The 13157-nt window shown below is 36.6% G+C and carries 13 protein-coding genes; all 13 read left to right on the top strand.

All coding sequences use genetic code 11. From position 1 onward, the window contains the following. Nucleotides 1–193: 193 nt before the first annotated feature. A complete protein-coding gene (locus ACERII_RS15235; protein ID WP_373643447.1) occupies nucleotides 194–802 on the top strand; it encodes a succinate dehydrogenase cytochrome b558 subunit in 609 nt (202 codons plus the stop codon). A 22-nt stretch (nucleotides 803–824) separates the two neighbouring features. Further along, nucleotides 825–2594, top strand: a complete 1770-nt coding sequence (sdhA, locus tag ACERII_RS15230; protein WP_373643446.1) for a succinate dehydrogenase flavoprotein subunit — start codon at nucleotides 825–827, stop codon at nucleotides 2592–2594. Beyond that, nucleotides 2591–3352, top strand: a complete 762-nt coding sequence (gene sdhB, locus ACERII_RS15225) for a succinate dehydrogenase iron-sulfur subunit (RefSeq protein WP_373643445.1) — start codon at nucleotides 2591–2593, stop codon at nucleotides 3350–3352. The genes sdhA and sdhB overlap by 4 nt, the downstream gene beginning before the upstream one ends. 95 nt (nucleotides 3353–3447) lie before the next feature. Continuing rightward, nucleotides 3448–3894, top strand: a complete 447-nt coding sequence (locus ACERII_RS15220) for an acyl-CoA thioesterase (protein ID WP_373643443.1) — start codon at nucleotides 3448–3450, stop codon at nucleotides 3892–3894. Between the two features lie 664 nt (nucleotides 3895–4558). Continuing rightward, complete coding sequence (locus tag ACERII_RS15215; RefSeq protein ID WP_088076137.1) at nucleotides 4559–4783, top strand: helix-turn-helix domain-containing protein; 225 nt, start codon at nucleotides 4559–4561, stop codon at nucleotides 4781–4783. Nucleotides 4784–4979: 196 nt separating this feature from the next. Then, on the top strand, nucleotides 4980–5525 hold the full coding sequence (locus ACERII_RS15210; protein ID WP_373643440.1) for a sigma-70 family RNA polymerase sigma factor: 546 nt from the start codon (nucleotides 4980–4982) through the stop codon (nucleotides 5523–5525). Beyond that, a complete protein-coding gene (locus ACERII_RS15205; protein WP_373643438.1) occupies nucleotides 5518–5835 on the top strand; it encodes a hypothetical protein in 318 nt (105 codons plus the stop codon). The genes ACERII_RS15210 and ACERII_RS15205 overlap by 8 nt, the downstream gene beginning before the upstream one ends. Beyond that, on the top strand, nucleotides 5804–8020 hold the full coding sequence (locus ACERII_RS15200; protein ID WP_373643436.1) for a hypothetical protein: 2217 nt from the start codon (nucleotides 5804–5806) through the stop codon (nucleotides 8018–8020). Before ACERII_RS15205 ends, ACERII_RS15200 begins: the two co-directional genes overlap by 32 nt. Before the next feature lie 139 nt (nucleotides 8021–8159). Beyond that, nucleotides 8160–9023: a PRD domain-containing protein gene (locus ACERII_RS15195; RefSeq protein WP_373643434.1), complete on the top strand. Its 864-nt coding sequence runs from the start codon at nucleotides 8160–8162 to the stop codon at nucleotides 9021–9023. A 267-nt stretch (nucleotides 9024–9290) separates the two neighbouring features. Then, nucleotides 9291–9554 carry a phosphocarrier protein HPr gene (locus ACERII_RS15190; RefSeq protein ID WP_373643431.1) on the top strand — a complete coding sequence of 88 codons (264 nt, stop codon included), beginning with the start codon at nucleotides 9291–9293 and terminating at the stop codon, nucleotides 9552–9554. Then, nucleotides 9554–11278 (top strand): phosphoenolpyruvate--protein phosphotransferase, encoded by a 1725-nt coding sequence (ptsP, locus tag ACERII_RS15185; RefSeq protein ID WP_373643430.1) that lies wholly within the window; start codon nucleotides 9554–9556, stop codon nucleotides 11276–11278. Before ACERII_RS15190 ends, ptsP begins: the two co-directional genes overlap by 1 nt. A 257-nt stretch (nucleotides 11279–11535) precedes the next feature. Then, complete coding sequence (locus ACERII_RS15180; RefSeq protein ID WP_373643428.1) at nucleotides 11536–12009, top strand: MarR family winged helix-turn-helix transcriptional regulator; 474 nt, start codon at nucleotides 11536–11538, stop codon at nucleotides 12007–12009. A 92-nt stretch (nucleotides 12010–12101) separates the two neighbouring features. Further along, nucleotides 12102–12908 carry a glutamate racemase gene (gene racE, locus ACERII_RS15175; protein ID WP_373643587.1) on the top strand — a complete coding sequence of 269 codons (807 nt, stop codon included), beginning with the start codon at nucleotides 12102–12104 and terminating at the stop codon, nucleotides 12906–12908. The last annotated feature ends 249 nt before the right edge of the window (nucleotides 12909–13157 follow it).

The raw sequence follows: 13157 nt of genomic DNA, 5'->3' as shown, positions 1-13157 counted from the left end.
TGTATCCGCTTTCTTGACGATATCCGTTCAGAAGGGTAAAATCAAGTTGTCACACATAATTCATAATTGCGTGATTTTAATCGTTGACAATGTTAAAATAATATTTATATGTGAAACGAAAAAGGAGGTTAATAAAAACATAGGTTTCTAGCTTTAAAGTTAGTAGAAAATTATATTACAAGGGGAGAGTATGATGTCCACGAATCGTGAATTTCTTTATCGTAAGTTACATTCTCTGTTGGGCGTTGTTCCATTAGGAGCTTTTTTAGTCGTTCACTTCATGATTAACTATCAAGCTGTAAATGGTCCAGATGCGTACAACCAAGCAGCAGGTTTTATGGAAAAATTACCGTTTTTACTAGTGATGGAGTTTGCACTAATCTATCTTCCAATTCTTTTCCATGGTGTTTATGGATTATATATTGCGTTCCAAGCAAAACACAATACGTCTTCATATAGTTATTTTCGGAACTGGATGTTCCGTTTGCAGCGTATTACGGGTGTAATTACAATTATTTTCGTTGCTTGGCATATATGGGATACTCGAATCCAAAAAGCATTAGGAGCGAAAGTTAATTTTGATATGATGGCAAACATTGTAGACAATCCTGTCGTTTTAGTTTTGTATATCATTTCCATCGTAGCAGCTACGTTCCACTTAGCAAATGGACTTTGGTCATTTTTGGTTACATGGGGTATCACAGTATCACCTCGTTCCCAACAAATTGCAACATACGCTACAATGGCAATATTCGTTGTAATGACATATATCGGTATCCGTGCAATTTTAGCGTTCGTCTAGTCAAAGAGAAGGAGTGTTTTGTATGAGCAAAGGTAAAATTATCGTTGTTGGCGGTGGCTTAGCTGGTCTCATGGCGACGATTAAAGCTGCTGAAGCTGGGGTAGCCGTAGAATTATTTTCTGTCGTACCAGTAAAACGATCCCATTCCGTTTGTGCACAAGGTGGAATAAATGGAGCGTTAAATACTATGGGTGAAGGTGACTCCACTTGGGAGCACTTTGACGATTCTGTATATGGTGGGGATTTCCTAGCAAACCAACCACCAGTAAAAGCAATGTGTGATGCAGCTCCTGGTATTATTCATTTAATGGATCGTATGGGAGTTATGTTTAATCGTACTGGAGAAGGCTTATTAGCTCTTCGCCGTTTTGGTGGAACGCAACATCACCGTACTGCATTTGCAGGTGCTACTACAGGTCAACAGTTATTATACGCACTTGATGAGCAAGTCCGTCGTCACGAAGTAGCTGGTTTAGTGACAAAATATGAAGGCTGGGAATTCCTACATGCTGTATTAGACGAAGATAATGTTTGTCGAGGAATCACAGCACAAAATTTAAATACATCGGAAATGAAATCCTTTAAAGCAGATGCTGTTATTTTAGCTACAGGTGGTCCTGGAATCATTTTTGGTAAATCTACCAACTCCATGATTAACACTGGTTATGCTGCAGCTGCAGTGTACGAGCAAGGTGCTTACTATGCAAATGGTGAGTTCATTCAAATTCATCCAACGGCCATTCCAGGAGACGATAAACTTCGCCTTATGAGTGAATCTGCTCGTGGTGAAGGTGGACGTGTTTGGACGTACAAAGATGGAAAGCCTTGGTATTTCTTGGAAGAAAAATATCCAGCTTACGGTAACTTAGTACCTCGTGATATTGCTACACGTGAAATATTCCACGTATGTGTAGACTTAAAGCTAGGTATCAATGGAGAAAACATGGTTTACCTAGATTTATCTCATAAAGATCCAAAAGAGTTAGACATTAAGCTTGGTGGAATTATGGAAATCTATGAAAAATTCATGGGTGACGATCCTAGAAAAGTTCCAATGAAAATTTTTCCAGCAGTTCACTATTCCATGGGTGGATTATGGGTTGATTACAACCAAATGACAAATATTCCTGGACTATTCGCGGCTGGTGAGTGTGACTATTCTCAGCATGGTGCAAACCGATTAGGTGCTAACTCATTACTATCTGCAATCTATGGTGGAATGGTAGCAGGTCCGAAAGCTATTGAATATATTGATGGCCTAGAAAAACATAGTGACGATATTGATGAATCTGTGTTCGAAGCTCAATTAAAAGCGGATGAAGCGAAGTTTGAAGAAATCCTTGCGATGAAGGGTGACGAAAACGCATTTAAACTTCATCAAGAATTAGGACAATGGATGACAGATAACGTAACCGTTGTACGTGATAATAAAAAGCTTTTAGAAACAGATGAGAAACTTCAAGAGTTACTAGAGCGTTATAATCGTATTAACATTGACGATACTGCTAAGTGGAGTAACCAAAGTGCAGCATTCGTTCGTCAATTAGATGCTATGATTAATTTAGCAAGGGTAATTACATTAGGAGCATACAACCGAAATGAAAGCCGTGGGGCTCATTACAAGCCTGAATTCCCAGATCGTAACGATGAGGAATGGTTGAAAACAACGAAGGCTAAATTTAATCCTGTTACAAAAGCGCCAGAATTCGAGTATGAGGAAGTAGATGTATCCCTCATTAAACCTCGTAAGCGTGATTACACTTCTAAGAAGAAGGCGGGTGAAAAAGCATGAGTGGGAAAACCATTACATTAGTAATTACACGTCAAAAGGATATGAGTAGTGCACCATATAAAGAGACTTTTGAAATTCCATATCGTGAAAATATGAACGTTATTTCTGCTTTGATGGAGATTCGCCGTAACCCAGTTAATGCCGATGGAAAAGAAACAACTGCTGTTTCATGGGACTCCAGCTGTCTTGAAGAAGTTTGTGGAGCATGTTCTATGGTTATTAATGGGAAACCACGTCAATCCTGTACGGCACTCATTGATCAACTAGAGCAACCAATTCGTTTAGAGCCAATGAATACATTCCCGGTTACGAGAGATTTAGTTGTAGATAGAAGCCGTATGTTCGACTCGTTAAAACGAGTAAAAGCATGGGTACCTATTGATGGAACGTATGATCTAGGACCTGGACCTAGAATGCCAGAGCCTAAACGTCAATGGGCGTATGAGTTATCAAAATGTATGACATGTGGTGTATGTTTACAAGCGTGTCCAAATGTAAACAGTAAATCAGAGTTTATTGGACCTGCTGCACTTTCACAAGTTCGTCTATTTAATGCTCATCCAACTGGTGGTATGCATAAAACAGAACGTCTACAAACAATTATGGATGGAGACGGAGGACTTACTAACTGTGGTAACTCTCAAAACTGTGTTCAAGCATGTCCAAAGGGAATTCCTTTAACCACTTCCATTGCGTCACTTAACAGAGAAACAACACTACAATCATTTAAAAATTTCTTTGGTAGTGATAATGTTTAATAGAGTCAATGAATGGAAAGAGACATTGTGTCTCTTTTCTTCTCAGAGTGATGTGAATGATTACTCATTCATAATTTGTGGGCGAGGTGATGAACATGGGGATACCATCCTATATTGATAACATGTCAGAATGGAAAGATTCTTTTTCTTATCGTTATCCATTGAGTGTACGTTTTTCTGAAACAGATGCATTTGGTCATATGAACAATACTGTAGCATTTGTTTACTTTGAAACTGGTAGAATTAACTTTTTTAAAGATATTGGTTTATCAAAGGAGTGGTTTTCGTCAGGAGGAAAAATGATTCCTGTTACTGCAGATCTTCAGTGTGATTATATTAGGCAAATTTTCTTTGACCAACAATTGCACGTTTGTGTGAAGGTGGCGCATATCGGGAATTCGTCTGTTGATTTACACTATATGGTTGTAAATGAGAAGGAAGAAGTTTGTTTAACTGGTAGAGGTCGAATGGTACAATTGAGTCGTGAAACTGGAAAACCAGTGAGTTGGTCGGAGAATGCAAGGATATACCTGCAGAGTTAGATTACCTAACAAGAATCAAGGTGCGGTCTACCCTGAAAATACGTGAATTAGCGGTAGTTAAACTTATATCGTATTACAAACTTTGTTGGTTTTATTCCATTCGTTTCAGCCCATTCGCGTTCCTAGGGGAGCTGCCGAGCTTCCTCCCGCCCCCGTCGCTGCGGGGTCTCGACTTGACTATGCTTCCCACTGGAGTATCTGCTTCTGCTCATTCCATGACGAAACGTATTGTATTAACATATTTTATAAGTATTTACATTTTTTCAAAGGTGCAGTTCTTCCCTTGTTTGAATGTCTATCCTCGCTAGTCTTTATGTGGGAAAAAGTCCTAAGACAACTTATTAGCTTCATATTCATATATAGTGGTGTAATGTCACTGGATGGAAGGTCAACACATAACATAAATAATTCCCAATTTTTTTCATCAAAATAATCTTCTATTCAAAATGATTATTGATTGTCCAATTAAATAGATATCGAAGTCTTCCAAACACTATTCAACAAAAATAGGTAAAATTTTTCTAAAAAAAGTTGAAAAAATCCTTTCTTGCCTAGCTAACTCATGTCACAGCATCAATATAAGTGACATAAGATAATGATGACTAAATACTCACCTAAACCATTTTTAGAACTTAGCAACCCATTGCAAGAAAGGGTGAAAATATTGAAAGAACACGAGTTCCGACCTAAGCCATTATTAACGAAACGCGAACGGGAGGTATTTGAACTCCTTGTACAGGATAAGACTACGAAAGAAATTGCAGCACAGCTGTTCATAAGCGAAAAGACTGTTCGTAACCACATTTCCAACACGATGCAAAAGCTTGGAGTAAAGGGGCGCTCTCAAGCCGTGATTGAATTAGTTAGATTAGGGGAGTTAAAGATTTGATGGTCTTTGCTTTCATTAGGTGATGTAACATCATATTTTTTATATTTGAACAATTTTAAATTGTATCAAATGGCAATGTGAATTAGTATTAAGCTGGAGCGAGAGGAAATCTCGCTCCCTTTTTTATTTGAAAAATTTTAAATCATGAAACTTTTTTTTTGCAAGTCACATCTACATAAGTGAAGGGGGAGATGCTGTGGATTTAGTTGATCGACTAAGACTGGGAGAAGAAGAAGCATTAGTTCAAGTAATGGATAATTATGGCGATTTGCTACTTCGAACGGCAATACTCCTTGTGAAAGATTCGTTTTTGGCAGAGGAAATTGTTCAGGATTCATTTGTTATCGCTTTTCAAAAGATTGACCAGTTAAAAGAAAAAGAGAAGTTAAAAAGCTGGTTAATTATCATAGTTGCTAATGGTTGTCGTGGAAAAATGAGAACTTGGAGTTGGAAAAATATCTTTTTGTTTAAAGAAGATAATGAGGAAGAACATCTTGTTGATGAAGCAAATCCTGAAGACGTTGTAATGATCGGGTTTAAAAATCAAAGTATCCATAAAGCAATACACCAGCTTCCATATAAGTATCGAGAAGTAATTACTCTTTTCTACTTTCACGAACTTTCAATAACGGAAACTGCAAATGTAATTAAAGAAAAAGAAAATACAGTAAAAACGAGATTAGCAAGGGGAAGAACACTATTGAAGGAAATCTTACAGAAAGGGGGAGAAAACTTTGATTGATAATAAGCAACAAAAGGAGTTAAAAAGACAACTAGATTCAGAGCTTTCCCACTTCAGTTTTACGAAACAAGGAGGGGTTTTAAGTAAAACTCATCCAAAAACTTGGAGTGAAAAAGTTAACAATTGGTGGAATAAAGAAATTACGATCCCTCTTTTACCTGTAGGAGCAATAACGGTTCTCCTCCTTCTTACAGCAGGAATGATACTGTTTTCCAATGATGGTGGACAGCAGGTTGAACTTATAGAACGGGGCGGTAATATTTATTGGAGTGACATGTATGAAAGAAAGGTTGGGGCTAATGAAAGTTAATATAAAAATTAAGCACCTGATTATGACGGTCATCTCGCTAGTTGTCTTTCTGCTTGTTTTTAATATATATATATACCCAAAGTGGGAAAATTGGCTTATCGATCGAGATGTTGCTAATGGTAATATGAGTGGTGCTAAGGATCGTTTACTAAGTAACTTGGATAGGAATTCAAATAGTAAATATGACTTTATCAGAGATCATATTATAACAACTGCTCCAGAAATGTATGATGTATACATTGGGCCATCTTCTCAAACAGGGTCAGGTTATCCTAAACAAATTCTCACCTTAAAGGAAGCTGTGCCTTATTTACAGGATTATATACAAGAAGCACCAGCAGATGAATATATCGTATGGGCAGCAAAATCGCTTGTATCTTATTTTAAGAGAAATGGTAATCGTGACGAAGGAGATCAAGTTCTTGAAGCTGCAGTAAATAGGTTTACTCAAGACAACTCACAATACCATGAATTATGGTCACTGAGAATAGAAGAATCTGCAGCATGGCATGAATTTGAAGAAGTGGAGGAGCTCATAACAAAATACGAGAGACACATGGATGAAACCTTCATGGATCCAGTTTTACGAATAGCAAAGGTAAAAGGAGAAATGTTAGCAAAACAAGGGAGAAAAGAAGATGCTTTAAATGAACTAGATAAAGGAATAGAGTATTATGATAACTGGTTAGAAGAAATCAAAGAACAGTTTTCCGAGACTGATAATTTTGAAGCAGGGGAAAGTCATTATTATCATGAGCTTAGAGAATATCGTACGTTCTTACTAGCACAATCTGAAAACACGGATCTTGCTACAGTAGAAGGACAATTAGTTAAGTCCAATGGGGAACCGTTGGTTAATGTAGGAGTATTTCTACGGAATGAATCGAAATCCAACCATAGTTTTTACGGAGATGGAAGATATGAAACGGTAACAAGCCATGATGGGAGTTTCAGAATTTCAAATGTATTACCTGGAAGCTATCAAGTTTACTTAGGCCTAATGTTTGATCAAGTAGATGGATACGTTTGGGCTACGGACCCTTATGACATTATTGATATTGAGGGAGAAGAAGTAGTTGAATACCCTATTGAGTTTCAGCCCTTAATTAATATAGTCTCGCCAAGTAATTATGTGGTAATAAAGGATGAGGAAGTTACTTTTACTTGGGAAGAGGTTCCAAATGCCGATTATTATGTGATTCAACTAGGTGTACATTTTGATGGTGGTTCTATCTATTCTTCTCCAAATATTGTTACAAAGGATCAAGAAGTTTCTGTTCCTGTAGAGATATTATATGATCACACGATGGGAATTACTCATAAAGAGAATTGGGATAAAGAGTACTTAGATACAGAAAGCTTACTAGCTTTTCTTAATGTGGAAGGAACTTTCTCTTGGCAGGTGCATGCATTGGATGAGACTGGGAAATTAATTAGTAAAAGTAACGGGTATCGTCTAACAGAGGATACAATGAGCGAGTTGCCTTTTTTCCATTTACAAGAACGAACAATGACAGAGGCGGATCTTGTGCTCCAGGACGGTGACATTGAAAAAGCATATAACATGTACAAAGAAAATATTGAAAATGAGATAGAGCTTATTCATAGCTTACGAATGATAATACGCCTAGATAATACGTTAGATAAGGAGAGTGATGCTTTACCATATCTACTGATGTTGGGAGAAAAGCATCCAACTCCATCCACTTTATCTTCTCTAGTACGGTATTATTTCCGCGAGGGAGGCTGGCAGGAATTTGAAAAGTGGTTTATAAAGTATGAAGAAATAAGTGAAGATGATTCTACCTATATGGATTCGTTATATGCTGTTTTTAAAATGAAACAAGGGGAGTTAGAAGAAGCGTTAGCTATATTTAAGAAAACAATGGATGAATATTCTTCCAACCACTATATTGGTTATATTTTAGCTTTAGAGCTATATTTGGAAGAAGATTGGGGGCGCGTGGAAGAGTTGGCAAGAAATTATCCTGAACGAAGTTTTGGTAATAACCCACCAAATTGGCTTCGTCTTATTCAAAATATATCAGATTTGGAACATGAAATAGTAATGGAAGGATTGTCTAACTATTTTACAGGGGATGAAGAGAAAACAGACGCTTATCTCGAAGAAAAAGATGAGAATGCACTTACAATTTTTATTAGAGCGTTGCAACAAAGTAGATAAAAGCTTGAATGGTTTCATTCCGGAGGAGCCCTTTTTCCAATTATTTATTGGTGAAAAAGTGGAGGATTTTAGTTGACGAAAATTATTAAATCTCTTTATGATGAAAGGATATAGGAATTCGATTAGAGAGGAATACATCATGCAAGGACCTTTTATTATTGAAAAAACGTTAAATAATAATGTAATGATTGCCAAATCTTCCTCAGGAGCAGAAGTTATTTTCATTGGAAAAGGGATTAGTTTCGGGAAAAAACAAGGTGAAGTACTTGAAAAGCAGACGTATGATAAAATATTCCGTCTCGTCGATGAACAAGAGCAAGAAAAATATAAGAAATTACTTTCTAAAGGGGAAGAAGACCTCTTATTAACGATACATGAAGCAATAGAAGTTATTCATAACCGCATTGGAGTTCAACTTCATGAAAAAATACATTATGCTTTGGCACAGCATCTTGTTTTAGCTATGGAAAGGAATGACAATGATACAGATGTCCACAATCCTTTTTTAATGGAAACGAAATGGTTGTATCATCAAACATTTCAAATAGCAGAAGAAGTTGTTCGATTTTTGTATGATAAAACAGGGAAAATGTTATCAGAAGCAGAGGCTGGTTTTATCACGTTGCATATTCAGGGAGCAATTACAGAGGAAGTTACTAGTGAAATGAAAAAGGATCCTTCTGAATTAATTTTCAACTTTACTTCCTATGTGGAGGATAAGCTGAACATTTCATTGAATAAGGAAAGTCTTCATTTTAAAAGATTTGTTCAGCACTTAAAGGAATTATTTGAACGAAGTATGACAGATGAATTTCCTCTAGAAGAAAAAGTGTTACAATTGTTGAAATCTGAAAATCCTTTATGTTATAATATTGCTCGAAACATAGTTCGAATGGTGGAAAAAACAGTTCAACACTCCGTGTCAGATGTGGAAATTGTTTATATCACAATTCACTTACAACGATTAATTGAAGACACTAATAACCATCACCTAAACGTGTAACTGATACGATCAGGCATGAGTAAAAGGTGTGTATGAGGAATAGTACATGATTCATGTACTAATAAAAGGGCTATTCCCCTTTATCTCATATGCAACGATACTCATGCCTTTTTTATTATCCTTATTTCTTCAAAAATTGTTATTTTTAAGCGTGAAGAAGTAATAAAATGGGTAATAATAAAAAGAATGTACATGTTTTGTACGATGGGGAATTGTCCTCCAATCATTCGCAACTATTATAAAATTATATTTAGGGAGTGTTTTAACATGGCAGAGAAAAATTATAAAATTACAGCAGACACGGGAATTCACGCGCGCCCAGCTACACAACTTGTGAACAAAGCAGGTCAATTTGAGTCTGAAATTACACTTGAATACAAAGGTAAATCCGTCAATCTTAAGTCTATCATGGGTGTAATGTCTTTAGGAGTTGCACAAGGTGCAGAAGTTACGATCAAAGCAGAAGGTCCGGATGCAGATCAAGCTATGGCTGGAATTGATGAAGTTATGAAAGCAGGATTAAGCGAGTAATGTCACAGCAATTGACAGGTATTGGAGCATCAGCAGGTATTGCCATCGCGAAAGCCTTTCGCTTAGAGAATCCGGATTTATCAGTAGAAAGACAACCAATTACCGATGTAGATGCTGAGCTTTCTAATTTTAATGCCGCTTTAGAAACTTCCAAAAAAGAACTGGAAGTAATCAGAGCGAAAACAAAGCAAGACTTAGGAGAAGAGCATGCTGAAATTTTTTCAGCTCACTTATTAGTATTAAGCGACCCAGAATTAGTGGATACAATTCGTAATAAGGTGAAAGACGAAAACGTGAACGCTGCATTTTCTCTTAAAGAAGTTGCTCAACAATTCATCACAATTTTTGAATCAATGGATAATGAATATATGAAGGAACGTGCAGCAGACATTCGTGACGTATCTCAACGTGTTCTAGCTCATGTTCTTGGAAAAAGCATTGTTAGTTTAGCGGAGATAAATGAAGAAGTAGTGTTACTTGCAGAGGACTTAACTCCTTCTGATACCGCTCAGTTAAACAAACAATTTGTAAAAGGTTTTGTAACGGATATTGGAGGGCGTACTTCTCACTCCGCGATTATGGCAAGATCCATGGAAATTCCTGCTGTTGTTGGAACAAAATCCATAACAGAGCAAGGAGAAAATGGGGTAACGGTAATCGTAGATGGTTTGGAAGGTACTGTTATTCTAAATCCAAGTGAAGGCGAACTTGCATTCTACCGCCAAAAGCAAGCTGATTATGAAGAACAAAAGAAAGAATGGGCGAAGCTTGTTAATGAGCAAACAAAAACACAGGACGGTCACCATGTTGAATTAGCAGCGAATATTGGTACACCAAATGATTTAGTAGGTGTAAAAAATAACGGTGCTGAAGGTATTGGGTTATACCGTACTGAGTTTTTATACATGGATCGAACGAAGCTTCCTACAGAAGAAGAGCAATTTGATGCTTATAAAAAAGTAGTAGAAGAAATGAACGGCAAACCCGTTGTTATACGAACACTTGATATTGGTGGAGATAAAGAGCTTCCTTATTTAGATTTACCAAAAGAAATGAATCCGTTCTTAGGTTTCCGAGCAATTCGTTTATGTCTTGAAAAAACAGATATCTTCCGTACGCAGCTAAGAGCATTGCTCCGTGCTAGTGCATTTGGTAACTTAAAAATCATGTTCCCAATGATCGCTACACTTCAAGAATACCGTGAAGCGAAAGCGATCCTAGAAGAGGAAAGACAATCGCTTGTTAATGCAGGTACAGAAGTAAGTAACGACATAGAAATTGGTATCATGGTTGAAATTCCATCTACTGCAGTTATGGCACGTCAATTTGCCAAAGAAGTAGACTTCTTCAGTATTGGAACAAATGATTTAATTCAGTACACAATGGCAGCAGATAGAATGAATGAGAAAGTTTCTTATTTGTACCAGCCATACAACCCTGCAATTTTAACTTTAGTTAAGATGGTAATTGATGCTTCTCATGCAGAAGGTAAATGGACGGGAATGTGTGGAGAAATGGCCGGAGATAATATTGCTATCCCATTATTACTTGGCCTTGGTTTAGATGAATTTAGTATGAGTGCAACATCTATTTTACCTGCACGTAGTCAACTTGCATCCCTATCAAAGGAAGCAGCAAAATCATTAGCGGAACAAGCGCTAACAATGAACACTGCAGACGAAGTGAAGGATTTAGTAGAATCATTTTTAGCAACTACGAAATAAATGTAAATAACATGGCTACCTAGAATATTTTAGGTGGCTTTTTTTTAAGTTGTTTAATTTAAAGTGGCGTTGGTATATGGCTAAAATGGAAAAAAACGTGGTTTTGGTTTTTCAGAGAAAAGTTCAAGTAATACCCAGAAAACTGATGTACTATATATGATTTTTATGTGGAAAACAATAGAAGTACTTGCTATTCTATTAAAAAACTAAGAAAATGAAAGTATCAATGTTTTATTGTGTTATAGGGAGGGATTTAAATGGCAGATCAAAAAGAAACTGTAAAAATGGAACAAGTAGCCCACATTGAAAAATCATTGCGTATGATTGCCGATATCGTAAAACAAAAAGGGAGAGAAATTTTAAATGAATTTCCTATTACCCCTCCGCAATTTATTGCGCTACAATGGCTTCATGAATTTGGTGATATGACAATTGGTGAATTATCATCAAAAATGTATTTAGCTTGTAGCACAACAACAGACTTAGTAGACCGTATGGAGAAAAATGAACTCGTAGAACGAGTAAAAGATACGAACGATCGTCGTGTGGTACGCATACATTTATTGGGGAAGGGTGCTACGATTATTCGAGAAGTTATTCATCAACGACAAGCATATTTACAGGGCATACTTGAAAATTTTTCACAGGAAGATGTGGATTTCTTAGAAAAGAGTTTATCCGTATTAAATAATGAAATGAAACGCGATTCAAAATCCTGGAAATCGTTTTAAAAATATGTCTTGTAGTAGCTCCTCTTTTTTCGTATCCTGTATAAGTTATATGAATTTAATTTGAAAAAAGAAAGAGGCATAATACAATGTCATTGAAAAAACCAATTGGTGTGATTGATTCAGGAGTTGGTGGTCTCACCGTTGTTTCTGAATTAATTCGACAACTACCAAAAGAAGAAATCATCTATATTGGTGATACTGCCCGTTGCCCATATGGTCCTAGACCAGAAGAGGAAGTTCGCAGGTACACTTGGGAGATGATAGATTACTTACTTTTACACGAAATTAAAATGCTTGTTATTGCATGCAATACAGCCACCGCAGTTGTTTTGGAAGAAGCAAAACAACGGCTGAGTATTCCTGTTGTAGGAGTTATCCATCCAGGTGCATTGGCGGCATTAAAAGCAACCAAGAACGATCATATAGGCGTTATTGGAACAGAAGGGACCATTAAAAGTGGTGCGTATTATCGCGAGTTAACGAATATTAATGATCGTGTAAAGGTAGAAAGTCTAGCATGTCCTGATTTTGTTCCTATTGTTGAAAGTGGAGTCTTCTCGGGTGATATTGTCCGAAGAACAGTTTCAGAAGGGTTAAAACCAATCTTATCAACGAAAATTGATAGTTTGATTTTAGGTTGTACTCACTACCCTTTGTTAGCACCATTGATTCAAGAGATTGCAGGTGAGGACGTAGAGATAATATGTTCAGGCGATGAGACAGCAAGAGAGGTTAGTGCTCTCTTATATCATCAAGACTTACTATATATAGGCGAACGGACTCCTTCTCACTTATTTTATTCAACAGGTTCCAGTAATACATTTGAGCAAATCGCAAAACAATGGTTAGGAACAGACAGTGTTGATGTAAAGAAAATTGAATTAGTAACGATCAGTTAAGTAATGACAGCCTCTGTTTATGAGGCTTTTTTTTGTTCTGGGAAAAATTAGTTTCTTATTTTATGGCTATGATTTTTTATTCACTGTTAATTTAGATTCCTAAAATAACACCATTGTTTTTGAAAAAAAAGAGTATGACGTTATGCGATCTTTTAGTTTATTTGACAAAACCGAGATGAAGAAGCGTCCGTTTGTCAATCAAGCGTGTTTTATTTGACAAAACCGAGATGAAGAAGCGTCCGTTTGTCA

Origin of the sequence: Evansella sp. AB-rgal1 (assembly GCF_041820985.1) — a bacterium.
GTDB lineage: Bacteria > Bacillota > Bacilli > Bacillales > Salisediminibacteriaceae > Evansella.
Note: the sequence above shows the minus strand (reverse complement) of the source record. Positions and strands in the feature narration are given on the sequence as shown.